General features: G+C 72.9%; 21 protein-coding genes and 1 other RNA gene. 6 read left to right on the forward strand and 16 right to left on the reverse strand.

Translation table 11 applies throughout. The annotated features are described in order from the left end of the window. The first annotated feature begins 26 nt into the window (after nt 1–26). Nucleotides 27–1,622 carry a benzoylformate decarboxylase gene (gene mdlC / locus FXF50_RS25710; RefSeq protein WP_148431521.1) on the forward strand — a complete coding sequence of 532 codons (1,596 nt, stop codon included), beginning with the start codon at nt 27–29 and terminating at the stop codon, nt 1,620–1,622. Nucleotides 1,623–1,625: 3 nt separating this feature from the next. Here mdlC and FXF50_RS25715 read toward each other — a convergent pair whose 3' ends face one another. From FXF50_RS25715 to pruA, 10 genes are all read right to left on the reverse strand, one after another. Next, complete coding sequence (locus tag FXF50_RS25715) at nt 1,626–2,606, reverse strand: hypothetical protein (RefSeq protein WP_148431522.1); 981 nt, start codon at nt 2,604–2,606, stop codon at nt 1,626–1,628. 39 nt (nt 2,607–2,645) lie between these two features. Further along, nucleotides 2,646–3,098 carry a hypothetical protein gene (locus FXF50_RS25720; protein ID WP_148431523.1) on the reverse strand — a complete coding sequence of 151 codons (453 nt, stop codon included), beginning with the start codon at nt 3,096–3,098 and terminating at the stop codon, nt 2,646–2,648. A gap of 117 nt (nt 3,099–3,215) precedes the next feature. Further along, complete coding sequence (locus FXF50_RS25725; protein WP_148431524.1) at nt 3,216–3,878, reverse strand: hypothetical protein; 663 nt, start codon at nt 3,876–3,878, stop codon at nt 3,216–3,218. Nucleotides 3,879–3,956: 78 nt separating this feature from the next. After that, nucleotides 3,957–4,332: a transfer-messenger RNA gene (gene ssrA / locus FXF50_RS25730) on the reverse strand. Nucleotides 4,333–4,436: 104 nt separating this feature from the next. After that, on the reverse strand, nt 4,437–4,916 hold the full coding sequence (gene smpB / locus FXF50_RS25735) for an SsrA-binding protein SmpB (RefSeq protein ID WP_148431525.1): 480 nt from the start codon (nt 4,914–4,916) through the stop codon (nt 4,437–4,439). Nucleotides 4,917–5,030: 114 nt separating this feature from the next. Then, nucleotides 5,031–5,906, reverse strand: a complete 876-nt coding sequence (gene ftsX, locus FXF50_RS25740) for a permease-like cell division protein FtsX (protein ID WP_148431526.1) — start codon at nt 5,904–5,906, stop codon at nt 5,031–5,033. A 65-nt stretch (nt 5,907–5,971) separates the two neighbouring features. Then, nucleotides 5,972–6,652, reverse strand: a complete 681-nt coding sequence (ftsE, locus tag FXF50_RS25745; RefSeq protein ID WP_013284225.1) for a cell division ATP-binding protein FtsE — start codon at nt 6,650–6,652, stop codon at nt 5,972–5,974. Between the two features lie 118 nt (nt 6,653–6,770). Further along, complete coding sequence (gene prfB / locus FXF50_RS25750) at nt 6,771–7,892, reverse strand: peptide chain release factor 2 (RefSeq protein ID WP_148431527.1); 1,122 nt, start codon at nt 7,890–7,892, stop codon at nt 6,771–6,773. Between the two features lie 45 nt (nt 7,893–7,937). Further along, on the reverse strand, nt 7,938–8,453 hold the full coding sequence (locus tag FXF50_RS25755) for a PadR family transcriptional regulator (protein ID WP_148431528.1): 516 nt from the start codon (nt 8,451–8,453) through the stop codon (nt 7,938–7,940). A gap of 176 nt (nt 8,454–8,629) precedes the next feature. Continuing rightward, nucleotides 8,630–10,258 carry an L-glutamate gamma-semialdehyde dehydrogenase gene (gene pruA, locus FXF50_RS25760; protein WP_148431529.1) on the reverse strand — a complete coding sequence of 543 codons (1,629 nt, stop codon included), beginning with the start codon at nt 10,256–10,258 and terminating at the stop codon, nt 8,630–8,632. Nucleotides 10,259–10,654: 396 nt separating this feature from the next. Here pruA and FXF50_RS25765 point away from each other — a divergent pair, with 396 nt between their 5' ends. Continuing rightward, nucleotides 10,655–11,665 carry a hypothetical protein gene (locus FXF50_RS25765; RefSeq protein WP_148431530.1) on the forward strand — a complete coding sequence of 337 codons (1,011 nt, stop codon included), beginning with the start codon at nt 10,655–10,657 and terminating at the stop codon, nt 11,663–11,665. A gap of 12 nt (nt 11,666–11,677) precedes the next feature. On the opposite strand, the gene FXF50_RS25770 is transcribed toward FXF50_RS25765, so the two are convergent. Then, nucleotides 11,678–12,187, reverse strand: a complete 510-nt coding sequence (locus FXF50_RS25770; RefSeq protein ID WP_148431531.1) for a hypothetical protein — start codon at nt 12,185–12,187, stop codon at nt 11,678–11,680. A 208-nt stretch (nt 12,188–12,395) separates the two neighbouring features. On the opposite strand from FXF50_RS25770, the gene FXF50_RS25775 reads away from it, so the two are divergent. Both FXF50_RS25775 and FXF50_RS25780 read left to right on the forward strand, forming a co-directional pair. Next, nucleotides 12,396–12,623, forward strand: coding sequence for an AlpA family transcriptional regulator (locus tag FXF50_RS25775; protein WP_148431532.1), 228 nt, complete (start codon nt 12,396–12,398; stop codon nt 12,621–12,623). 91 nt (nt 12,624–12,714) lie between these two features. Further along, nucleotides 12,715–13,368: an Rv3235 family protein gene (locus FXF50_RS25780; RefSeq protein ID WP_148431533.1), complete on the forward strand. Its 654-nt coding sequence runs from the start codon at nt 12,715–12,717 to the stop codon at nt 13,366–13,368. A 196-nt stretch (nt 13,369–13,564) separates the two neighbouring features. Here FXF50_RS25780 and secA read toward each other — a convergent pair whose 3' ends face one another. Continuing rightward, nucleotides 13,565–16,474 carry a preprotein translocase subunit SecA gene (gene secA / locus FXF50_RS25785; protein ID WP_148431534.1) on the reverse strand — a complete coding sequence of 970 codons (2,910 nt, stop codon included), beginning with the start codon at nt 16,472–16,474 and terminating at the stop codon, nt 13,565–13,567. Nucleotides 16,475–16,634: 160 nt separating this feature from the next. Here secA and FXF50_RS25790 point away from each other — a divergent pair, with 160 nt between their 5' ends. Together FXF50_RS25790 and FXF50_RS25795 are read left to right on the forward strand one after the other, a co-directional pair. Continuing rightward, complete coding sequence (locus tag FXF50_RS25790) at nt 16,635–17,801, forward strand: GNAT family N-acetyltransferase (protein ID WP_255510190.1); 1,167 nt, start codon at nt 16,635–16,637, stop codon at nt 17,799–17,801. Next, nucleotides 17,798–18,904: a GNAT family N-acetyltransferase gene (locus FXF50_RS25795; RefSeq protein ID WP_148431536.1), complete on the forward strand. Its 1,107-nt coding sequence runs from the start codon at nt 17,798–17,800 to the stop codon at nt 18,902–18,904. Before FXF50_RS25790 ends, FXF50_RS25795 begins: the two co-directional genes overlap by 4 nt. 60 nt (nt 18,905–18,964) lie before the next feature. On the opposite strand, the gene hpf is transcribed toward FXF50_RS25795, so the two are convergent. The 4 genes from hpf to mtrB form a co-directional block, all read right to left on the reverse strand. Continuing rightward, nucleotides 18,965–19,615, reverse strand: coding sequence for a ribosome hibernation-promoting factor, HPF/YfiA family (gene hpf / locus FXF50_RS25800; RefSeq protein ID WP_148431537.1), 651 nt, complete (start codon nt 19,613–19,615; stop codon nt 18,965–18,967). Between the two features lie 249 nt (nt 19,616–19,864). Next, the gene (locus FXF50_RS25805; protein ID WP_148431538.1) at nt 19,865–20,560 is read right to left on the reverse strand and encodes a ComF family protein; all 696 of its coding nucleotides are present in this window, start codon (nt 20,558–20,560) and stop codon (nt 19,865–19,867) included. A gap of 7 nt (nt 20,561–20,567) precedes the next feature. After that, complete coding sequence (locus tag FXF50_RS25810; protein WP_148431575.1) at nt 20,568–22,367, reverse strand: LpqB family beta-propeller domain-containing protein; 1,800 nt, start codon at nt 22,365–22,367, stop codon at nt 20,568–20,570. A 23-nt stretch (nt 22,368–22,390) separates the two neighbouring features. Then, complete coding sequence (gene mtrB, locus FXF50_RS25815; RefSeq protein ID WP_187399823.1) at nt 22,391–24,067, reverse strand: MtrAB system histidine kinase MtrB; 1,677 nt, start codon at nt 24,065–24,067, stop codon at nt 22,391–22,393. Between the last annotated feature and the right edge of the window lie 55 nt (nt 24,068–24,122).

The following is a 24,122-nucleotide window of genomic DNA, read 5'->3' on the forward strand; positions in this document are numbered from 1 at the left end:
CGCGGGGGGACGGGAGGCAGCCGGCGATGGCAACGGTCCGCGACACGACCTACGACCTGCTCCGTGCGCTGGGCCTGACCACCGTCTTCGGCAATCCCGGCTCCACCGAGGAACCGTTCCTCGCGGACTTCCCGGCCGACTTCCGCTATGTGCACGCCCTCCAGGAGGCGTCGGCGATGGCCATGGCCGACGGCTACGCGCAGGCCACCGGCCGTCCCGCGCACGTCAACCTGCACACCGCCCCGGGCATCGGCAACGGCATGGGCAACCTGGTCACCGCCTGGCACAACAGGACGCCACTGATCGTCACCGCCGGCCAGCAGACCCGGGAGATGCTGCTCATCGAGCCCCGGCTGGCCAACCCCCGGGCGGTCGAGCTGGTCCAGCCGTACGTCAAGTGGGCGCACGAGCCGGCCCGCGCGCAGGACGTCCCGGCGGCCTTCATGCGGGCGTACGCCTCCGCGGTGCAGCCCCCGACCGGGCCGGTCTTCCTCTCCCTGCCGATGGACGACTGGGCCCGACCCGCCGACCCGCCGCCGCAGGTGCGGACGGTGGCCACCCGGATCGCGCCGGACCCGGACCGGCTGCGCGGCTTCGCCGCCGCGCTGGCCGCCGCCCGCGCCCCGGCGCTGGTGCTCGGCGCGGCGGTGGACCGGGCCGACGCCTGGCCGGCCGCCGTCGCGCTGGCCGAGCGGCTGGCCGCCCCGGTCTGGGCCGCCCCGGCGCCGGAGCGGGCCGTCTTCCCCGAGGGCCACCCGCAGTTCCGGGGCGTCCTGCCGTACGCGATCGGCCCGCTGGCGGAGGCGTTGCGCGGCCACGACGCGGTGCTGGTGGTCGGGGCGCCGGTGTTCCGCTACTACCCGCACGTGCCGGGCGACTACCTGCCCGCCGACGCCCGGCTGCTGCACGTCACCGACGACCCGGACGAGGCGGCCCGCGCGCCCGTCGGGGAGAGCCTGCTCGGCGACGCCGGGCTGGCCATGACCGGGCTGGTGGAGCTGCTGCCTCCGGCGGACCGGCCCCCGCCGCCGGCCCGGGACGCCCCGGCGCCGCCGGAGGCCACCGACCCGCCGAGCGCCGACGCCGTCTTCGTGGCGCTGGCCGCGCAGTGGCCGGCCGACGGGGTGCTGGTGCAGGAGTCGCCGTCCAACCTGGCGGCGCTGCGCCGCCGGCTGCGGATCGAGCGGCCCCGGTCGTACTTCACGATGGCCAGCGGCGGCCTGGGGTTCGGCCTGCCGGCGGCGGTGGGCATCGCGCTGGCCGAGCGGGACACCGGGCGCGGCCGGCCGGTGGTCGCGGTGGTCGGTGACGGCTCGTTCCACTACTCGGTGCAGGCGCTGTGGACCGCCGCGCAGCTCGGCCTGCCGCTCGCCGTCGTGGTCCCGGTCAACCGGCAGTACGCGATCCTCAAGGCGTTCGCCGAGCTGAAGCACACGCCCGGGGTGCCGGCGCTGGACCTGCCGGGGCTCGACGTCACGGCGGTGGCCCGCGGCTACGGCTGCGCGGCCGAGGTGGTGGAGTCGCCGGACGCGCTCGGCCCGGCGCTGGCCGCCGCGCTCGCCGCCGACCGGCCGACCGTGCTGCCGGTGCCGATCAGCACCGACGTGCCGCGGATCCTGTAACCGTCAGCGGCGTACGACGAGCGGGGTGCCGCTGGCCACGTCGAGCACCGTCCGGTCGCCGAGGGGCGCCTTGAGCGTGACACTCAGCGGCTTCATCACGAGCTGCATCGTGCACGGCCCGGTCGAGCGGACCACCCCGCCGCCGAGCACCACCACGTCGTCCCGCTCCAGCACCAGCGGCGTGGGCTCCCCGTCGCAGGCGCCGGTCCCGACCCGGTAGTCGACGCGGTTGCCGGTCACCGCCCGCAGGTCGAGGGCCGCCACGATCCCGTCGTCCGCCGGGCGGCTCGGCGCGGTCCCCTCCGGCGCCGTGCCGACCGCGCTCGGCGCGACGGCGAGGCGGGCCACCGGCGCCCGGAGCCCCTCGACGGTGAACAGCCAGGCCGGCACGGTGGCCTCGCCCCGGCTGGTCCGCACCGACGCGCTGCCCAGCTTCGCCCCGGTGACCGTCAGCGGCACGCACGGGGTCGCCACCTGGGTGGCGACCGGCCCGTCGGGGCCGGGCTCGACGGTCGGGCCACCCTTGGGCCGCGCCGCCGGGGCCATCGGCCGCCCGTCGCAGGGCGGCGGGTCGCCCTGGTCCAGCTGGGCGTACGCCTCGGCGGCACTGACCAGCGGGACCCGCAGCGTGCCGTCCGGGAAGCGGATCGTCCCGTCGGCGGGCCGGGCGGCCGGCAGGTCGATCTGGTCCCGGTACCAGCCGTTGAGGAACGCCTGCTTCGTCTCGTCGGTGAAGCCGGGATCGCCGACCAGCACGGTGGCCTCGTCGAGCGGGACGTACCCGCTGCGCCAGGCGGGGCCGGGACGCCACGCGTCGGCCACCTCGGTGGCGCGCTGGCCGAACGCTTCCCAGCGGTGGTCGGGGCCGGAGGCCGACGGACCGCCCGGGCCGGTAGCCGGAGGGCCGGCCGGGTCGGCGCCGGGCGCGGCGCAGCCGGCCAGGACCAGGAGCGGCAGCCCGAGCAGGGCGAAATAGCGACGCATGCCGGTTGGACGCGGCGCTCCCCCGACCGGTTCCCCCGGTCAGTTCTCCCCGCCCAGGTCGGCCTGGTACGCCTCCCAGAGCAGGTCCGCGCCGCGCTGCCGGTGCCGGTCGAGCGCCCGCAGCAGGGTCCGGGCCTGCTCCCGCAGTTCCTCGGCGGGCACCGCGGGGAGCCGTGCCGCGTGCTGGAGCGCGGCGATCGCCGCCGCGATGGCGGCGTGCTCGCCGGCCAGCAGGCGTACGCCGCGGTCGAGCCGGGGCGCCTGGTGGAGCAGTTCGGCGTAGAGGCCGGCCGGTCCCTCGGTGACCCGGACGTGCTCGGCGAAGCCCTGCCGGACCGGGCCGAGGCGGCCGATCAGGTGCTCCCGCCAGCGCGGCTCCGCCGGTGCCGCGGCGAGCGCCCGGGCGAGGGCGTGCACGTCGCCGGGGTGGGCGGGCCGCGGCAGGGGCACGGCGGTGAGGGTGGACGGCTGCTGGATCGGATGGGTGACCATGGCACCTCCCGCACTGCTGCGCTACCGCGTACAGCGATGGTGAACCCGGTCACCCGACCTGTCCAGGAGGGGCGGACGCCTCATCTGCCCCTTGCGCCCCGGCGGCCACACCCGCCCCTAGAGCCCCAGCGGATCGGCGGCCATGCCGCGCAGCCGGCCGGCGAGGGCGTGCGCGTCGGCGTCCCGGCCCTGGTCCGGCCGGCCCGCGCTGATCGCGTCGGCGAGCGCCCGCAGCTCGGCCGGGGGCAGGCTGCCCAGCCCGGGGCCCTGCAACGGGATGGTGACCCGCCGGCCGCTGTCCCGGTCCCGGGCGATCAGCGTGGGCACCCGCACCACCGCGTCGTCGCCGACGCGGTGGACGACCGCGCCGCCGCGCACCTCGGCGGTGGCCAGGTCGACGGTGCGGGTGCCGAGCGCGCCCCGGACCGAGGCCCGGGTCCCGTCCAGCCACGCGGCCGTGCGCAGCACCCGCAGCACCAGGTAGAGCCCGAGCAGGACGAACGGCAGGCCGCAGAGTCCGGCCCAGCGCAGCGGGGTGGGCGCGGCGGTGGCGCCGTCGTGCAGGTCGGGCGGGAGCAGTTCGGGCGGCAGGTCGCGGACGTCGTCGTACGAGGGGACCGGGTCGCCGAAGCCGGTGACCCGACGCAGCAGGCCGCCGGCGACCACCGGCAGCAGCACGAAGGCCGCGCCGACGGCGGTGAGGAGGACGCCCACCACGGCGGCCACGGCGCGCGGCCCGGACGCCGCGCCGACGGACAGTCGGATCCGCTCGTTCGTCACAGGCGGCAGCCTAAGGCCCGACCGGGGCCGGAGACGACTGTGCGCCCCGGTCCGATGGACCGGGGCGCACAGGTCAGGTGGTGGAGGTGCCGGGAATCGAACCCGGGTCCTTCGCCGCCTTGTCAGGGCTTCTCCGAGCGCAGCTCGCTGTGCCTCTACTCGGCCCCTCCGATCACGCGAGCGAGTCGGTGTGACGGGCCCAGTCGCTGATTGATCTCGCCGCACGGACCCCGCGACCGGGTCCGGTTGGCCAGCCTTCTAGCTGATGCCGGCTAACTGGGTCGAAGGCGCTCCCAGGCCGACAGACTTGCTACTCGCCTCAGGCGGCGAGAGCGAAGTCAGCGCGATTGTTCTTGGCGCTTATTGGTTTCCGACGAACGATTCTCGAGACGACGTCGGCTTCCTCGGCTCGCTTCCCCTGCCGCAACGTACGAAGTCGAAACCAGTCACCCCCTCGACGGGCTGCCCCTGTCGGCAGCAACACCAAGCCTAACGCCTGGCGCAACCGGATTCATTCCGAGGCCGGCCGGAAGCCGGCTCCGGGACAAACCGGACGTTTTACTCACTCATGCCCTTGCCGCGCCGGCCCACCACCCGGGCGATCTCCCGGTCGGCGTCCCGCTTGGCCAGGTCCTGGCGCTTGTCGTACGACTTCTTACCCCGGGCCAGGCCGATCTCCACCTTCGCCCAGCCGTCGGAGAAGTAGACCTGCAACGGCACCATGGTGAGGCCGCTCTCTTTGGTCTTGCCGATCAGCCGGTCGATCTCCAGCCGCTTGAGCAGCAACTTCCGGGTACGCCGGGGCTCGTGGTTGGTCCAGGTGCCCTGGGTGTACTCGGGGATGTGCATCCCGTGCAGGTAGAGCTCGCCGTCACGTTCCTGGGCGAACGCGTCGACCAGCGACGCCCGCCCGGCCCGCAGCGACTTGACCTCGGTGCCGGTCAGCGACATGCCCGCCTCGTACGTGTCGAGGATGGCGTAGTCGTGCCGCGCCTTCTTGTTGGAGGCGACCACCTTGCGACCCTTTTCCCGTGGCATCGGCGCCACCTCCCTTCCGATCGCGGAGCGCGGATCATGCTACCGGAAACACAAGGACCCTCCCGCGCGGTTTATTCCACGCGGAAGGGTCCTCGGAGAGCCGTGCGGCGAGCGCTAGACCCGCAGGTAGAAGCGGAGCGTGACCCAGGCGGTCACCGCGCTGACCAGACCACCGACGGCGGCCATCAGCGGGAACGTCAGGAAGATCTCGGACCAGGAGATCGGGGTGATCAGGCCCTCCAGGGCCGCCATCGAACTCCCTGCCGCGAGCACCTTCAGGGCGATCAGCGCGACGAGGCCGAGGATCGAGCCGATCAGACCGGCGACCACCGCCTCCAGCACGAACGGCGCCTGGATGAACCAGTTGGAGGCGCCGACCAGCTTCATGACCGCGACCTCACGCCGCTTGCTGTACGCCGCCACCTGGATGGTGTTGGCGACCAGCAGCAGGGCGGCCACGGCCATCACGATCGCGATGACCAGCGCGCCGTTCTGGAAGCCGCTGAGCACGCCGAAGACCTTGTCGAGCAGCTTGCTCTGGTCGACGATCGTGTCGATGCCCTCGGAGGTCTTGTACTCGTCGTAGATCTTCTTGTACTGCTCCGGGTTGACCAGCGTGAGCCGGAACGACTCGGGGAGCTGGTCGGGCTTGACCGCGTTGACCAGGTCGGGCGCGTCGGCGTACATCTGCTGGAAGCGCTTGTACGCCTCGTCCTTGTTGACGTACGTGACGTCCTTGATCATCGGGTCGGCCTTGAGCTTGGTCTCGAGGTCGGTCCGCTGCTGGTCGTTGACGTCGGTCTTCAGGAAGATCGAGACCTGGACGTTCTCGTAGTAGAGGTCCTTCATGTCGCCGACCTTCTGGTACAGAAGGCCGCTGCCGCCCAGCATGAACAGCGACACCGCCATGGTGATGATCATGGCGAGGGTCATGGTGACGTTGCGCCACAGTCCGACCAGTACCTCGGACAGGACGTACTTCATCCGCATCGGGATATTCCTCCGGCTCTCCGGCGTGAGGTGTTCGTCGTCAGGGTCAGCGGATCGTCAGCGGCTCAGCCGTAGACACCGCGGGCCTGGTCGCGCACGATGCGGCCGCTCTCGATCTCGATGACGCGGCGGCGCATCTGGTTCACGATGTTGGAGTCGTGCGTGACCATCACGACGGTCGTGCCGGTGCGGTTGATCCGGTCCAGCAGGCGCATGATCTCGATCGAGGTGTCCGGGTCCAGGTTTCCGGTGGGCTCGTCCGCCAGGAGGATCAGCGGCCGGTTCACGAACGCCCGGGCCACCGCGACCCGCTGCTGCTCACCACCGGACAGCTCGTGGGGGTAGCGGTGCTCCTTCCCACCGAGCCCGACCAGCTCCAGCACCTCCGGCACGACCCGGCGGGCGACCGCCTTGGTCTTGCCGATCACCTCCAACGCGAACGCCACGTTCTCGTAGGCGGTGCGGTTCGGCAGGAGGCGGAAGTCCTGGAAGACGCAGCCGATGGAACGCCGGAAGTGGGGTCGCTTCCAGGAACGCATCGACGTGACGTCCTTGCCGTTGACGACGACCCGCCCCTTGTTGGGGGTGACCTCGTGCAGCAGCAGCTTGATGATCGTGGACTTGCCGGAGCCGGATGGACCGATGAAGAAGACGAACTCGCCCTTCTCGATCGAGACGGACACGTTGTCGAGCGAAGGCCGGGACGCCTTCGGGTACGTCTTCGTCACTTGCTCAAGCTGAATCACGGGTCGAGAGTCTACGCGGTGTAACCGGAGAGCCAAGCCCCCAGCCCCTCCGAAGCGAGTCGCGTCGTCGATTCAGCCGGTCAGACAGAGATCGATGACGCGCTGCGTCCGAGATCGATCACGCACCGTCAGCGGTGAGCTGCTGCTGCTTCCGCCAGCGGATACCCGCCTCGATGAAGCTGTCCAGCTCGCCGTCGAAGACCGCGGACGGATTGCCCGTCTCCTGCTCGGTCCGCAGATCCTTCACCATCTGATAAGGGTGCAGGACGTACGAGCGCATCTGGTCGCCCCAGGAGCCGGCGGCGTCGGTCTTCAGGCCCTGGAGCTTGGCCTGCTCCTCCTGCCGCTTGCGCTCCAGCAGCCGGGCCTGGAGCACCCGCAGCGCGGAGGCCTTGTTCTGCAGCTGGGACTTCTCGTTCTGGCAGGTGACCACGATGCCGGTGGGGATGTGGGTGATGCGGACCGCCGAGTCGGTGGTGTTGACGCTCTGCCCGCCCGGGCCGGACGAGCGGTAGACGTCGATCCGCATCTCGTTCTCGGGGATCTCGATGTGGTCGGTCTGCTCCACCACCGGCAGCACCTCGACGCCGGCGAAGCTGGTCTGCCGGCGGCCCTGGTTGTCGAACGGGCTGATCCGGACCAGCCGGTGGGTGCCGGACTCCACGCTGAGCGTGCCGAACGCGTAGGGCACCTTGACCGTGAAGGTGGCCGACTTGAGGCCCGCCTCCTCGGCGTACGAGGTCTCGTAGACCTCGGTCGGGTAGCCGTGCCGCTCGGCCCAGCGCAGGTACATCCGGAGCAGCATCTCGGCGAAGTCCGCCGCGTCCACGCCGCCGGCGCCGGCCCGGATGGCGACCAGCGCCTCCCGGGAGTCGTACTCGCCGGAGAGCAGGGTGCGGACCTCCATCTCCTGGATGGCCTTGGTCAGCCCGGTGATCTCCGACTCGACCTCGGCCAGGGTGCCGGGGTCGGACTCGGCCTGGGCCAGCTCCAGCAGCACCCCGGCGTCGTCGAGGCGGGAGCGGAGGGAGCCGAGCTTGGAGATCTCGCCGTTGACGTACGACAGCTGCGAGGTCACCTGCTGCGCCTTGGCCTGGTCGTCCCACAGGTCCGGCGCGGAGGCCTCCTGCTCCAGGCGGGCCTTCTGCTCGCGCAGCTTGTCGAGGTCGAGCACCGCCTCGATGTTGCGGAGGGTGGCGTCGAGTTCCTTGAGCTGTTCGGCGTAATCGGCAGCGGTCACGACAGACAAGCCTACTGCCTATGCTGGCCGGTCCGGCGCAGGTGGTCAGCCGACCGGTGCGCTCTTGAGCCAGGACAGCGCGGCCCGGTGGTAGGCGACGGCGAACTCCAGCGCGCTGGCGTCGTAGCTGTCGCCCTCCTTCTTGGCGTTCTTGACCTGCTCGCGCACCGCCGCCAGGGCCTCGGTGTGGTACTCGTTCGCCGAGGCGTACAGGTTCTTGAGCTGGCTCGCCGAGTGCAGGTTGCCGAAGGCGATCCGTAGCGCTATCGGGTTACGGATGGTGTCCCGGCCGGGGTTCTCCGCAAGCCAGCGGGAGAATGTCCGTTTCCCGGCCGCCGTGATCGCGTACGGCTGACTCAACCGCGGCCCGGGCTTGCCCAGCCGCACGAGACCCTTCTCGGCCAGGACGGGAAGCTCCCGGTAGACCTGGCTGCGGGTCATCGACCAGTACGGCGCCAGCCGGCGCTCGGCGGCGGCCATGAGTTGGCCGCCTGTCATCGGGCCGTCGTGCAGCAGGCCCAGCAGGGCCGCCGCCGTCGGGTTGACTCCGGATTCCGCCATGCCCTCTAAGCTGCCACTTTGTCGGACCTGGCGTCCACGATTTGCCGTTTTAGCCACCCGTTGGCTGGTCCGATGTGCACTGTCGGCGGACGACAGTCCGCCGGGGACGTCGGTGCCCTCCCCCGGCCGGCCGGTCGCCGGTGACGCTACGTGCGCCACCGGCGACCGCGCGCAGGTCAGCCCATGTGCGGGTAGCCGTGGTCGGTCGGCGGGACGAAGGTCTCCTTGATCGTCCGCGGCGACATCCAGCGGACCAGGTTGTGCCAGGAGCCCGCCTTGTCGTTGGTGCCGCTGGCCCGGGCGCCGCCGAACGGCTGCTGCCCGACCACCGCGCCGGTCGGCTTGTCGTTGATGTAGAAGTTGCCCGCCGCGTACCGCATCTTCTCCGCCACCTGGTCGACCACCCGGCGGTCGGTCGCGAAGATCGACCCGGTCAGCGCGTACGGCGCGATCGACTCGGCCTGGTGGACCACCTCGTCGAAGCGGGCGTCGTCGAAGACGTGCACGCCGAGGATCGGGCCGAAGTATTCCGTGGTGAAGGTCTCGTGCGCGGCGTCCGAGCACTCGAAGAGGGTCGGCCGGACGAAGTAGCCGACCGAGTCGTCGGCGGTGCCCCCGGCCAGGACCCGGCAGGCGTCGTCACCCTTGATCAGCTCCAGCGCGGCGACGTGCCGGCCGAACGCCTTGTCGTCGATCACCGCGCCGCCGAAGTTGCTGAAGTCGGTGACGTCGCCGTAGGTGAGCGAGTCGGCGGTGGCGGCCAGCCGGTCGCGCAGCCCGCCCTCCCAGATCGACCGGGGGATGTACGCCCGCGAGGCGGCCGAGCACTTCTGGCCCTGGTACTCGTAGGCGCCCCGGATCAGCGCGGTGTGCAGGGCGTCCACGTCGGCGCTGGTGTGCGCCACCACGAAGTCCTTGCCGCCGGTCTCACCGACCAGGCGGGGGTAGCCCCGGTAGCGGGCGATGTTGTCGCCGACGGTCTTCCACAGGTGCTGGAAGACCTTGGTGGACCCGGTGAAGTGGATGCCGGCCAGGTCCGGGTCGGCGAGCACGACGTCGGAGACCTCCTCGCCGCGCCCCGTGACCATGTTGATCACACCGGGCGGCAGGCCGGCCGCCTCGAACAGCCGCATGGTGAAGTGGGCCGCGAACTGCTGGGTCGGGCCCGGCTTCCAGACCACGGTGTTGCCGAGCAGGGCCGGCGCCGAGGGCAGGTTGCCGGCGATCGCCGTGAAGTTGAACGGGGTGACCGCGTAGACGAAGCCCTCCAGGGGCCGGTGGTCGAAGCGGTTCCACACGCCCGGCGAGGACATCGGCTGCTCGGCCAGGAGCTTGCGCGCGAAGTAGACGTTGAACCGGAGGAAGTCGATCAGCTCGCAGGCGGCGTCGATCTCGGCCTGGACCACGGTCTTGGACTGGCCCAGCATGGTCGCCGCGTTGAGGGTGTCCCGCCAGGGCCCGGAGAGCAGGTCGGCGGCACGCAGGAAGATCGCCGCCCGCTCCTCGAACGGCAGCGCCCGCCACATGGGCGCGGCGTCCTTGGCGGCCTTGACGGCGGCGCGGGCGTCGTCGTGGGTGGCGTGGCCGGTCACGCCGAGCACGTGGGCGTGCTTGTGCGGCTGGACCACGTCGATCGGGTCACCGGCGGCCATCCGCTGCTCGCCGGCGATGGTCATCGGCAGGTCGATCCGCTCGGCGGCCAGGTCGGCCAGCCGCCGCTGGAGCCGCTCCCGCTCGGCGCTGCCGGGCTCGTAGGTGTGGACCGGCTCGTTGCGCGGCTCGGGTACGGAGAACACGGCGTCCATCACAGGCTCCTGTGCGATCTCGACGGCGGTGGCGAGTAGTGACCCGCGGGCGCCGGCCGGGAGGCCGGGTGCCGGGCACCGCGCGGCGGACCGGTCGCGGCGGCGGGACCTCGGCCAATTCTTCCATGCGAGGGGCCCGGCCCCACCTCCACCGCCCCTGTTCGCGCCGACCGCGCCGGCGCACCCGGACGCACCGCCGCACACCGGACCGTAGGCGACAAGCCGCCCGCCACCGACGAATCCTCGGCACGTCCCCACCCCATACCTGCGATCCGTCACCGCACGCTCGGGCCGGCCAGCCGCGTCGGGAGGGGGACCGGGAGGGCCGCGTACGCTGGATGACCGGTGACCTGCCCGGCCCTCGCGGCCGATCCGGCGTCCGTCGAGAGGGAGACGATGAGCAAGCAGCCCGGCAGCTCCACGGCCGCGGAGCCGGACCAGCCCGCCACCGAACCGGCGGTCGACTCCCCCTCGGACGAGACCGTCGAGGCCGCGCCCGCCGGGAGCCGCCTCGCACACGCGCCCGGCGCCCTGGTGCTGGCCGTGCTGTCGCTCGGCTGGCTGGCCGCCATGCTCTGGTCCACCCGGGCGGCGATCACCTCGGCCGCGGCCGGGGTCACCGCGATCAGCCTCTCCGCGTACGCCCTGCCCGGCGTGATCACCGCCGCGCTGGTGGCCGGCGCCGCGGTGGCCCTGGCGGTGACCAACCGACTGGGCCGGGCCACCCTGCGCTTCCTGGCCGCCGTCGGCGCCGGCCTGCTGGTCGGGCTCGCCGCCGCCGTGGCGGTGAATCTGACGTACGCCGACAACGCGACCACCAACACCATCGCCGGCACCACGGCCGCGGCGGCGATCATCGGCGGGGCGATGGCCGGGGCCCGCAACGCCCGGGTGGTGGGCGGGCTGGCCGCCGCCACGCTCGCCGCGCAGGTCTTCGTGGTGCTGTTCAGCCGCGCCCGGGACCCGCTCTCCGACCTGTTCGGCGCCGGGGACACCCAGGAGTCGATGCTCGACGCCGCGAAGTGGGTGTCCCGCACCGAATCCCTCCTCGCCGGGCTGATCGCCGGCCTGGTGGCGTACCTCTACCTGGCCTGGGCCCGCCGCCGCGCCGAGGGGCGGGACGCCGTCGCCCCGCAGGTGCGCTGGCCGGGGTACCTGGTGGCCGGTGCCGGCGCGGGCCTGCTCCTGCTGCTCACCGAGGTGATCATCCGGATCGGCGGGCGCGGGCTGCTCGACCTGGCCGCCGCGCTCAGCGATGCGGACCAGGTGGCCCAGACGGCGCTCGGCACCTCGCGGGTGGACAACGGCATCTGGGTGCTCTTCGTGGGGGCGCTCACCGCGCTCGTCCTGTTCGGCCGCACCCTCGGCCCGCGCGCCGTGGAGGACGAGGACGAGTCCGACTCCTGAGCCCTCCGGGGGTCAGGAAACCTCGCGCAGCAGCAGGTCCAGCTCGGTCACGTCGTACCACTCCAGCTCGTGGTCCTCGGCCCCGTCGACGGTGAACTGGGCGTCCGGGTCGCCGGCCTGCGCCTCCGCCACCACCTCGGCGGCGGCGGCCACGTCCTCGACGGCCTCCGCGCCGTCCACGTGGATCGCGGCCACCGACTTCACGGGCACCGGCCCGGAGAGGCGCACCACGCTGGACCCCAGCTCGCCGCCGACCCGGCCGACCGCGCGCGCCGGCAGGTCCACCGAGACGACGACCCGCCGCCGGGGCGCACCCGGATCGGCCCGGAGCAGCAGCAGCGCCTCCTGGGCGGCCCGGGTGAAGGCGACGTACTCCAACTCCTCCTCGTCGCCCTCGGCGTACCACTCGCGCAGCTCCGGGGTGACCGCGTGCGCCTCCCCGCCGGCCAGGCCCTCCTCGCGCAGCCGGGCCAGCATGGGGACGGTCGCCGGCACGTACACCCGGACAAGCTCGTCGGTCACCGGTCTCTCCCCGCCGTCAGGCCCCGGCCGGCGGACGCCGGCTCCGGGCGCCGATCATGCCGTACGCCGTGACCGTCATACACCTCGCACCCGCCCGGGAGAAGTTCCCCGCCGGTGTGTCCCCCGGCCGGATTCGCCGTGGCGGGCCTGGGGCGACGGCGCTCCTGATGGCAAACTGAGGCAAACGAAGCCAACTGTGGGAGTCACCGTGGAGCCGAGGTTCCTGCTGCTGTCCGACGTGGCCGCCGAGCTGAACGTCTCGGACTCGCAGGTCTACCACATGGTGCGCAGCGGCGAGCTGCCCGCCATCAAGATCGGCGGGCGGGGCCAGTGGCGGGTCGAGCGCGCGCGGCTGGAGGAGTACATCGCGCGCAAGTACGCCGAGACCGCCGACTGGGTACGCGGCAACCCACTCACCGAACGCGACGCGGAGTGAGCGAGCGGTATTGACGGTCGGCGTTGCCCTACCCGAAGATGGGAACCTGTCGGAGGCAAACGAAGGCAAACGCAAGGAACAGGGGTTGAGGATGGTCGACACCCGCCGCCCGCTGGCGCCGCGTCCCCCGGTCCGACTCCGGCCCGCCCCGCCGCTCGACCCGCCCTGCACCGACCGGGACCCGGCCTGGGGCGACGCCTGGGGCAGCGTCGACCAGCTCGCGCTCGACCTCTTCGATGCGCGCCGGGACGTCGACCGGCCCGCCGGCCGCGCCGCCGACCGCCCGACCCGCCGTTCCGGTCGCTCGTTCGATCGGGCCAGCGGCCGGGCCGCCGACGTGCGGCCGGCGCCGACCGGTCCGGGGCGCTCCGTCGGCCCGCCACCGGCCGCCCTGGTGACCGCGACCCCGGAGGCGGCCCGGGCAGCGCACCGGTTCGTCCGCACCTTCCTGGAGATCGTCAACGGCTACCGCCCACCCGGACAGCTCCGGCCGCTCTGCCTTCCCGAGGCAGCCGCCCGAGTGGCCGCCGAGCTGACCCGCGCCGCCCGCCGGGCCGGCCCGGCACGCCGCCGCACCGCCCGACCGGTCCTCCAGCTCCGTCGCCTGCGGGTCTGCGAGCCCCGCGCCGGTGCGGTCGAGGCCGCCGCCGTGCTCGCCGGCGCCGGCGGGGCGAGCTGGGCGGTCGCGCTACGCCTGGAGCACCGCCGCGGCACCTGGCTCTGCACTGTCCTCACGGTCCTCTGAACCACCACCCCGCCCCCGCCGAGCCGCTCCCCCTCCGCGATCTTGCACTTTGAGCCCGCGCGATGCGGCTTTCGCCCGTTTCGTCTGGGCGCCAAGTGCAAGATCGACGGGGTGCTCCGGGGCGGAGACGGAGACGGGGACGGGGACGGGCCCCGGCCGGTGGCCGGGGCCCGTCGTGTCGCGGGTGGGTGGGCGGTCAGTTGCCGCCGTTGGGGCTGCCGTGGCAGCGCTTGTACTTGCGGCCGGAGCCGCACGGGCAGGGCGCGTTGCGGGACGGGCCCTCGCCGGCGGCGTCGACCTGGCCGGGGGCGGCCCGCCGGGCGGTGCTCGCCGCGACCGCCTGGCCGCTCATCCCGGCCGTCGACCGGCGCGGGGTGGAGGCCGCCGGGCGCTCCGACGTCTCGGGGCGGCCGATGCCCAGCGCCGGCGCCTGCTCGTCGGCGCGCTCGATCACCGGGGCGCCGCGGCCGGCCTCACCGTCGACCGAGGGCGCCGAGTACTGCAGGCCCTGCTGCTGCGGCGCGCGGTTGAGACCCTTGGCCCGGATCTCCACCGGCTTCTCCAGCAGCTGGACCTCCTCCTCGGCCTCCGGCGCGGGCTCCTCGACCTGGACCTCGAGGTTGTAGAGGAAGCCGACCGTCTCCTCCTTGATGCCGTCCATCATGGTGGCGAACATGTCGAAGCCCTCGCGCTGGTACTCGATGACCGGGTCGCGCTGGGCATACGCCCGCAGGCTGATGCCCTCCTGGAGGTAGTCCATCTCGTAGAGGTGCTCGCGCCACTTGCGGTCGATCACCTGGAGCAGGACCATCCGCTCGAGCTGGCGTACGGGCTCCTCGCCGAGCTGCTCCTCGCGCCGGTCGTACGCGGCGTGCGCGTCCTCCTTGAGGCGGGCGAGCAGGAAGTCCTGGTCGAGGCCGGCCCGGGAGCCCACCTCCTCCTCCAGCTCGTCGATGGTGATGCCCACCGGGTAGAGCTGCTTGAGGTTGGACCAGAGCTGGTCGAGATCCCAGTCCTCGGCGTAGCCGTCGCTCGTGGCGCCCACCACGTACGCGCCGATCACGTCGTCGATCATGTTGCGGACCTGCTCGGAGAGGTCCTCGCCGTTGAGCACCCGGAGGCGCTCGGCGTAGATCACCTGGCGCTGCTTGTTGAGCACCTCGTCGTACTTGAGGACGTTCTTGCGGATCTCGGCGTTCTGGCCCTCGATCTGGGCCTGCGCGCTCTTGATCTGGCGGGTGACCATCTTCGACTCGATGGGCACGTCCTCCGGGATGTTGAAGCGCTCCATCACCGCCTCGACGGCACCGGCCCGGAAGCGCTTCATGAGGTCGTCCTGCAGCGACAGGTAGAAGCGGGACTCGCCGGGGTCACCCTGCCGGCCGGCGCGACCGCGCAGCTGGTTGTCGATCCGGCGGGACTCGTGCCGCTCGGTGCCCAGCACGTAGAGGCCACCGGCGGCCGCGACCTCCTCCGCCTCGACGTCGCAGGCCTGCTTCCACTTGGGCAGGATCTCCTCCATCGCCTTCGCGTACTCCTCCGGCTGCTCGACCGGGTCGAGGCCGCGCTGGCGGAGTTCGTTGGCGGCGAGGAACTCGGCGTTGCCGCCGAGCAGGATGTCCGTGCCACGGCCGGCCATGTTGGTGGCGACGGTGACCGCGCCCTTGCGCCCGGCCTGGGCGACGATCTCCGCCTCCTTGGCGTGGAACTTGGCGTTCAGCACGGAGTGCGGGATGCCGCGGCGGCGCAGCATGTGGGAGAGGATCTCGGAGTTCTCCACCGAGACGGTGCCGACCAGCACCGGCTGGCCCTGCTCGTGCCGCTCGGCGATGTCCTCGACCACGGCGTTGAACTTGGCCTTCTCGGTCTTGTAGATGACGTCCGCGCGGTCGAGGCGGACCATCGGCCGGTGCGTCGGGATGGTCACGACGCCGACCTTGTAGACCTTGTTGAACTCGCTCGCCTCGGTCTGGGCCGTGCCGGTCATGCCGGACAGCTTCTCGTAGAGGCGGAAGTAGTTCTGGAGGGTGATGGTGGCCAGGGTCTGGTTCTCCTGCTTGATCTCCACCCCCTCCTTGGCCTCGATCGCCTGGTGCATGCCCTCGTTGTAGCGGCGGCCGTGCAGGATGCGGCCCGTGAACTCGTCGACGATGAGGACCTCGCCGTCGCTGACGATGTAGTCCTTGTCGCGCTTGTAGAGCTCCTTGGCCTTGATCGCGTTGTTCATGTAGCCGACGAGCGGCGTGTTGACCGACTCGTAGAGGTTGTCGATGCCGAGGCGGTCCTCGATCTTGGCGACACCGCGCTCGGTGATGGCGATCGTGCGCTTGGCGTGGTCGACCTCGTAGTCGCCCTCACCGTCGGTGCCGGGCTGGAGGCGGGCCACCACGGAGGCGAACTCCTGGTACCAGCGGGCGGAGTGCTCGGCCGGACCGGAGATGATCAGCGGGGTGCGGGCCTCGTCGATGAGGATCGAGTCGACCTCGTCGACCACCGCGAAGAAGTGACCGCGCTGGACCAGCTCGTCCCGCGACCAGGCCATGTTGTCGCGCAGGTAGTCGAAGCCGAACTCGTTGTTGGTGCCGTAGGTGATGTCGCACTCGTAGGCCGCCCGGTGCTCGCTGGCCGGCCGGTTGGGCAGCACCACGCCGACGGTGAGGCCCAGGAACTCGTGCACCCGGCCCATCCAGGCGGCGTCGCGCTCGGCCAGGTAGTCGTTCACCGTGACCACGTGCACGCCCTTGCCGGCGAGCGCGTTCAGGTAGACCGGCATGACCGAGGTCAGGGTCTTGCCCTCACCGGTCTTCATCTCGGCGATGTTGCCGAAGTGCAGCGCCGCACCGCCCATCACCTGGACGTCGTAGGGCCGCTGGCCGAGCACCCGCGAGGCGGCCTCCCGGCACACCGCGAACGCCTCGGGCAGCAGGTCGTCGAGGGTCTCCCCGTCGGCGAGCCGCTCCTTGAACTGGTCGGTCATGTCCCGCAGCTCGTCGTCGGTGAGGTTGACGTAGTCGTCCTCGATCGAGTTGACGGCGGCGGCGATGGCCTTGAGCCGACGCACCATGCGGCCCGCGCCAGCGCTAAGGACCTTTTCCAGAATCGACACGGATCAACGCTCCCCTAGACAGTCTCGAACCATCGTAGGCGCTCCGGCACGGCGATGGTCACTGGTGGCGGCGGTCCGGGGCCGCGAACCCGACATAACGCCGAGCGGGGGCGCTGAGCGGCGCTAATCGGGTTACGCCGTACGCGAACGATCCGGCACGATGGCTCGGGTGGAGCCTGTGGAGATCACCGAGGACGGCCTGCTGCTGCGACCCTGGCGGGCGGAGGACGCCGACGCGGTGTACCGCGCCTGCCAGGATCCGGACATCCAGCGCTGGACCACCGTACCTCGCCCGTACCTGCCCGAACACGCCCTGGGATTCGTGACCACGGGCAGCGGGACGGCCTGGGCGGAGGGCACCGGAGCGCCGTTCGCGGTGTGCGACGCGGAAACCGGTGAACTGCTCGCCGCCTGCGGCCTCGTCGCGATCGACCGGGGCCTCGACTCCGCCGAGATCGGCTACTGGACCGCGCCCTGGGCCCGCGGCCGGGGCGTGGGGGTCCGGGCCACCCGGGCGGTCGCCCGCTGGGCGTTCGACGCGCTGAAGCTGCGCCGCCTGATCTGGCAGGCCGAGATCGGCAACCACGTCTCCCGGCTGGTCGCGCTCCGGGCCGGCTTCCGGGTCGAGGGCGAGCTGCGGATGGCCCACCCGGCGGTCGACGGCCGCCCGGAGGGCTGGATCGGCTCCCTCCTCCCGGCCGAGCTGGCCGCGCCCGGCGAGCCCGCCCCGCACGGCCCGGACACCCTCCAGGCCCGCCGGGCGGCGGTCTTCGGCCGGCCCCAGCCGGTCCTGTTCGCCACCGCCGGCGCCACCGAGCTGCGCCTGCGCCCGCCGGAGGAGCGCGACATCGACGCGCTCGTCACCACCTGCCGGGACGAGGAGACCATCCGCTGGACCACGGTGCCGCACCCCTACCAGCGGGAGCACGCCGAGGGCTTCCTGCGGGACATCGCGCAGGCGGCCTGGGCCCGGGGCACCGGCGCCTCCTACGCGGTCGCCGACGCCGACGACCGGTACGTCGCCTCGATCGACCTGCGGATCTCCCCCGGCTCGCCGCTCGTCGCCGACGTGGGCTTCATGACCGTGCCGCACGCCCGGGGCCGGGGCTACCTGCCGGCCGCGCTCGCCGCGCTCTGCGCCTGGGGCTTCACCACGCTGGGGCTGGCCCGGATCGAGTGGCGGGCCAACGTCGGCAACACCGCGTCGCGCCGGGCCGCCGAGAAGGCCGGCTTCACCGTCGAGGGCACCCTCCGCGGCGGCGTCCAGCACCGCGGGGAACGGCAGGACGTCTGGATCGGCGGGCTGCTCCCGCAGGACCAGCGATGACGCCGGAGACCATCGAGGCGTACGGGGTGCGGCTGCGGCGGAACCGGCTCACCGACCTGGCGGACACCGCCGCCGCCTGCGCCGACCCGCTCACCCAGCGGTTCCTGCCCGGCCTGCCCGACCCGTACACCGAGGAGAGCGCCCGGTGGTGGATCACCGAGGGCGCACCGGCGGCCTGGGCCACCGGCGGCGCGGCCTACGTGATCGCCGACCCGGCCACCGACCGGTTGATCGGCGCGGTCGGCCTCAGCCACCCGGTGGCGGAGCGCGGGCAGGCGGAGATCGGCTACTGGGTGGCGCCGTGGGCGCGCGGCCGGGGCGTCGCCACGGCCGCCACCCGCGCGCTGGCCGAGGCGGCCTTCGCCGCCGGCACCGTCCGGCTCGAACTGCTCACCCAGGAGGAGAACGGGGCCAGCCAGCGGGTGGCCCTGGCCGCCGGGTTCCGGCACGAGGGGGTACGCCGGTCGGCCGGCCAGGGCCGGCACGGTCGGCACGACCTGGCCGTCTGGGTACGCCTCGCCGACGACCCGCCCGGGCCGACCCCCCGGCTGCTGCCGGACCTGCCCGAGGGCCGGCTCACCGACGGCGTGGTGACGCTGCGCCGGGTGGGGCCGGCGGACGCCGAGGCGCTGTACCGGCTGCACACGCTGCCGGAGGTGGTGGCGAACCGGGTCCCGCCGGTGGCGCCGGACCGGGCGTCGATCGAGCGGCGCTGCCGGCTGGCGGAGAGCCGCTGGCTGGCCGGCCGCTCGGCCGATTTCGCGATCCTCGACGCGGCGACCGGCGCGGTGGCCGGCGGCTGCGCCCTGATGTACGACGAGCCCGCCACCGGCCAGGGCATGCTCGGCTACAGCCTGCTACCGGAGGCGCGCGGCCGGGGGCTGACCACCCGGGCGGTGCGGCTCGTCGCCGGCTGGGCGTTCGACGTCGGGCTGGCCCGGCTCTGGGCCGGCACCCGACCGGAGAACATCGCCTCGCAGCGGGTCCTCGAAAAGGTCGGCTTCCGGCGGGAGGGGCTGCTGCGCGACCGGCTCCCCGGCCCGGACGGCACCCGGTACGACTCGCTCGTCTTCGGGTTGCTGCCGGACGACCGGGCCATCTGACGGCGGAAGCCGTGGTGGTCGCCCACCACGGCTTCCGGCCGGTCGTGTCCCGCGGGGTGGTCAGGGTCCGGTGTCGAGCGAGATGATCCCGTAGTCGTAGGCGTGCCGGCGGTAGACCACGCTCGGGCGGCCCGACTCCTTGTCCTGGAACAGGTAGAAGTCGTGGCCGACCAGTTCCATCTGGAACAGCGCGTCGTCGACCGTCATGGGCTCGGCGGGGTGCACCTTCGCCCGCGCGATGTGCCACGGCTGGTCGTCGTGTTCCTCGTAGCCACCCTCGTCGGGCCGTTCCGCGACGGCGGTGGCCGTCCCGTGCCCGTTCAGCGTCGCCAGGCCGGGCCCGTCGAGGTCGGCCACCGGCAGGTCGGCGGTGGCGGCGGCGACGGAGAGCGGCGCGTGCCGGCCGCGGTGCACCCGGCGGCGGTCGGCCGCCCGGCGGAAGCGGGTGTCCAGCTTGGCGATGGCGGCGTCCAGCGCGCTGTAGAAATCATTCGTGCAGGCCTCGGCCCGGATCACCGGGCCGCGCGTCACGCAGGTGATTTCCACCCGCTGGCAGTGATCGGCCTGGCGCGGATTGCGCTCGTGGAACAACTCGACGTCCACGCGAATGAGCTTGTGGTCGTAGCGTTCGATCTTTGCGAGTTTCTCGGCTACGTGCACCCGGTAATGGTCCGGCACTTCGACGTTACGGCCCTTGACCACGATGTCCACGTGACCTCCCTTGTTCGGACGGTCGTTCGGTCCGGATCTTCCGGTCGACGCACCCAGGGAGAACCCCGTTCGGCGTCGACCGATGGTGTACGGCTACGCCTCCTTCCAGTGCCGGGGAAGGTTGGAGACCTCCTACCCCCGACACGAAAACGCTAACTCCTGTTCGGCCACCAGTCACCCCCAGTTGCCGGGAGAGGCCGCGAAATTTAACAGCTCATACACCATGGGGTGAAACGGAAACACGAAGCGTCACTGATGGTGCCGTTTTTGCGTTGCGGCGAGCACGGCCGCGGCGTTTGGCGTCATTCCCGCCTCGCGCAGAACCCGGCTCACCGCCGCCAGGGTCGCCCCCGTCGTGACGATGTCGTCGAGCAGCACCACAGGCCCGTCCGCCCCGCCGGCCCGGCGCAGCCGGAACGCCGCGTCGGCCGCGGCGGCCCGGCCGGCGCTGTCCAGCGCCACCGAGTCCGGCCGGGGCAGCGCGCGCAGCGGGCGGAGCACGCGTACCGGCCAGCCGGCCGCCTTCAGCCGGTCCGCCGCGTGGCGGGCCAGCCGGTCCAGGTGGTCGCCGTAGCGGGCCCGAGCCGCCCGCGCGGTGTCCGGCACCGCCACCAGGGTCACCGCCCGGCGCGGGCCCACCGCCGCGGCGACCACCTCGGCGAGCAGCGCGCCCAGCGGCCGGGCCAGCCCGTGCCGGCCCCGCTCCTTGTACGCCAGCAGCCCGTGGCGCAGCGCGCCCGCGTACGGGCCGAGGGCGACGCAGGGCGGCAGGCCGGGCGGGGCCGGATCGGGGCGGGTCGGGGCGGGTCGCAGCGACTCCAGTTCGCCGACGCATCGCGGGCAGAAACCCTGCCGCAGGCCGGGCACCCGCTCCGCACAGCCGGCGCAGCCGGCCGGCAACACCAGGTCGGTCAGGTCCGACCAGAGTCCGCCCAGGCCCGGCACCGGCGCCTCAGTAGAGGAAGAAGGGTGCGGTCGGGTTGGTCGCCCGACTGCCGGCCGGCACGTCCAGCACCTGTTCCCGCTTGATGTTCTCGAACGGGTTGTTCCGGTAGGCCGCCCGGTTCGCCTCGTACATGTACGACAGCGCCGGCGGCCCGCCGACCGCGCCGCCCGGGTACGCGGCCAACTGGGTCACCTCGGCGCCGATGTCCCGCTTGAGCGCCGTCTCCTGGGCGCCGTCGACCGTGATCTGGTGGATCGCCGGTCGCCGGTCCGCCTCGTTGCCGGCGAGGACCAGGTCGTTCTCGGCCACCCAGTCGACGGCACTGATGTTCGTGAGCAGGGTGGCCAGCCGGCGCGGTAGGCCCACGCTCACCACGCCGCCGTCGACGTTCACCGCCGCCACGTAGAGGGCGCCCCCGATGACCAGGGCGATCCGGTGTCCGTCGAGGGACCCGGCGACCGCCACGACGGGCCCGGGGACGGCCAGCGGGACGGAACTCATCCCGGCTGCCCCGTCGAACCGGTAGAGCTTGCCGTCCGCGGCCACGAGGCCGGCGGGGTGCCGCTCGTCGAGCGAACGGAGCCAGGTGGGTCGGCTGAGCGTGCCGTACGTGTCCTTGCTGCTGTCGAACACCGCCACCGGGTCCGGGCCAGAGCCCACCTTGAGCCGCTGCCGGCGGTTCGTGCCGGTCACCACCAGCGCGGCCAGCACCTGGTCGTCGGCGCGGGCCAGCGCCGCGGCGACCACGTTCTTGTTGGCATCGACCAGCAGCGGGACGGCGGCTCTCGGCTCGTTGGCGATGGCGAGCGGACGGACGGCGCCGTCGTAGACGCTGAACCGGGCCGGTCGGTCGCCGGTCGGGGAGACGGCGTGCTCCGCCCGCTCCTGCTCGAGGTCGACGGTGCGCCGCTTCTGGTTCTGGATCTTCAGATCGAGCTGACCGCTCATCTCGGGCAGCGACCAGGCGAGCTGGGTGGCGAGCAGGCCGAGCTTCTTGTCGTCGGCCCCCGGCATGGTGAGGTTGACCTCCCAGTGCCCGTCCGCGCCGGTGGCGTTGTTGATCGGCCGGGTGCCGTCGGGCAGCCCGGTCACCCCCTGTGCCAGCCACTTCGACGGGCCCCCGGTCAGCCACTTCACCACGTCGGTGACCCGCCGCTCGGCCGGCACCGACGAGGGCAGGTAGCGCAGGTCGGGCACCAGGCGTGACCGGGCGGAGTTCCAGAAGTAGATGGTGCGCGACCGGTAGTACTCCCGCAGTGCGGTGTCGCTGATCAGCAGCTCGTTGGGCACGTTGGTGAGGAGCAGCCCGGGGCCGCCGGAGTCCGCCCGGCGCAGCTGGAATTTGTACTCGGTCTCGCTGGCCTCCGGCGAGTCCAGGACGCCGTCCGCGCGCAGCACGCCGACCTGCTGCACCTTGAGCGTCACGTCGCTGGTGCCCTGGTTGTTCGGCGGGGTGACCTCCGGCTTCTCCAGCAGCCGCACCACCGTCAGCTCGATCTCGCTGCTCTGCTGCTTCTCGGGCAGCAGGCCCTTCGCCTCCGGCCCGATGAACTCCTTGGCCCGGGCGTACGCCTGCTCACGCTCCCCGGCGGCGGGCGCCCGCAGGTAGTTCTCGATGAAAGGAACGGGCTCGGCGCTGTCGCCCGGGGTGGGCGGCCGAGCGGGGCTGCCGTTCAGCGTGCCGGCCTCGGCGGCCGGGGCCGAGCCGTCGACCTGCACCTCGGTCTCGTTCGGGATCCCGCAGGCGACCAGCCCGGCGGGAAGCAGCACGCCGCCCAGCAGCGCGACCAGCACCCGCCGCCGCAGGGTGACCGGCTCATGTCGCGCGCTCATGGCGCCACCTCCGCCCGTCCGCCCGGCTCCGCCGGCCCGACGGCAAGCGCCCCGGCGCCGCTGCCCGGACCGATGGCGAGCAGCCCGCCCTGGCGCGGGCCGCCGAACGGCAGGGTGGCGTCGGCCGGCACGAGCCGCAGCGGCGACGTGGTCAGTCGGTCGCCGGCCCGGACCGGCAGGGTCAGCCGGAACTGGGCGCCCTGCCCGGGCGCGCCCCACGCCTCCAGCCAGCCGCCGTGCAGCCGGGCGTCCTCGAGGCTGATCGACAGGCCCAGGCCGGTGCCGCCGGTCTGCCGGGCGCGGGACGGGTCGGCCCGCCAGAACCGGTTGAAGACCAGCTTCTCCTCGCCGGGCTTGAGCCCGACGCCGTGGTCCCGCACGGTGATCGCCACCGCGCTCTGGTCCATGCCCAGGGTGATCCGCACGGGCTTGGCCTCGCCGTGCTCGACCGCGTTGCCGACGAGGTTGCGCAGCACCCGCTCGACCCGGCGCGGGTCCACCTCGGCGATCACCGGGCTGTCCGGCAGGTCCAGCTCGATGGCCACCCCGACCCGCTCGGCCAGCCCGGCCAGCCGCTCGGCCACCCGGTGCACGACTGGCACCAGGTCGGTCGGCTCGCTGTCGAGCATGGCGAAGCCGGCGTCGAAGCGGCTGATCTCCAGCAGGTCGGTGAGGAGTTCCTCGAACCGGTCCAGCTCGGCTTGGAGCAGCTCGGCGCTGCGCGCCACGGCCGGGTCGAACTCGTCCCGCTCGGCGAAGATCAGGTCGGCGGCCATCCGGACCGTGGTCAGCGGGGTCCGCAGCTCGTGGGAGACGTCGGAGGTGAACCGGCGTTGCAGCCGGGACATCTCCTCCAGCCGGAGGATCTGCCGTTGCAGGTTGGTCGCCATCTGGTTGAACGAGGCGGCGAGCAGGGCCAGGTCGTCCTCGCCGTTGACCACCATCCGCTGGTCGAGCAGGCCGGCGGAGAGCCGCTGGGCGGTCCGCGCGGCCACCCGCACCGGGGTCACCACCAGGCGGGTGACCAGGGCGGCCAGCAGGCCGAGCAGCAGGACCAGGGCCGCGCCGGTGGCGACCACGGTGGCCCGGGCGTCGGCCGCCGTGGCGTCCTGCCGGGCCAGCGGCACGAGGTAGTAGAGCTCCACCTGCCCGAACCGGGTCGGCACCGGGGAGCCGTAGACGAGGTATTTGGTGCGCTGGCCGTCGAGCGTGCCGGTGCGGATCTGGTGGGCGATCTTGCCGGCGGCGACCTTGGCCCGCAGCTCCCGCCCGATCAGCGGGCGGACCTGGACGTCCGGCGAGGTGCGGGGCTCGATGAACCCGGCGAAGTTGTCGGCGGTGATCGCCACCACCACGCCGCTGGTCTGCGCCGGGTCACCACCGGCCAGGTAGTTGACCGTGCCGTCGATGGTGTCCTGGAGCTGGGCCTCCTGCGGCTGGCTGTAGAGGTTGAACTGCTTGGAGGCGTAGTCGCTGCCGTTCTGGAGCCGCAGCAGGACGTCGGTCTCGGCGTTCTCCAGCAGGATGTTGGTGAGCTTGTCGGCGATCAGGTAGGCGAACCCGCCCACCAGCAGGCTGGACGCCACCAGTGTGATGGTGACCACACGGACCTGGAGCGAGCGCCGCCAGGTCTGGTGGACGCCCGCGGCGAGCCGGGCCGTGCGGCCGGCCAGCACGCGACACAGCGCCCGCGCGGCGGGGAGCCGGCGGGACGCGGGGGTCGGCGAG

The organism is Micromonospora sp. AP08, from assembly GCF_008085935.1.
Taxonomy (GTDB): domain Bacteria; phylum Actinomycetota; class Actinomycetes; order Mycobacteriales; family Micromonosporaceae; genus Micromonospora; species Micromonospora chersina.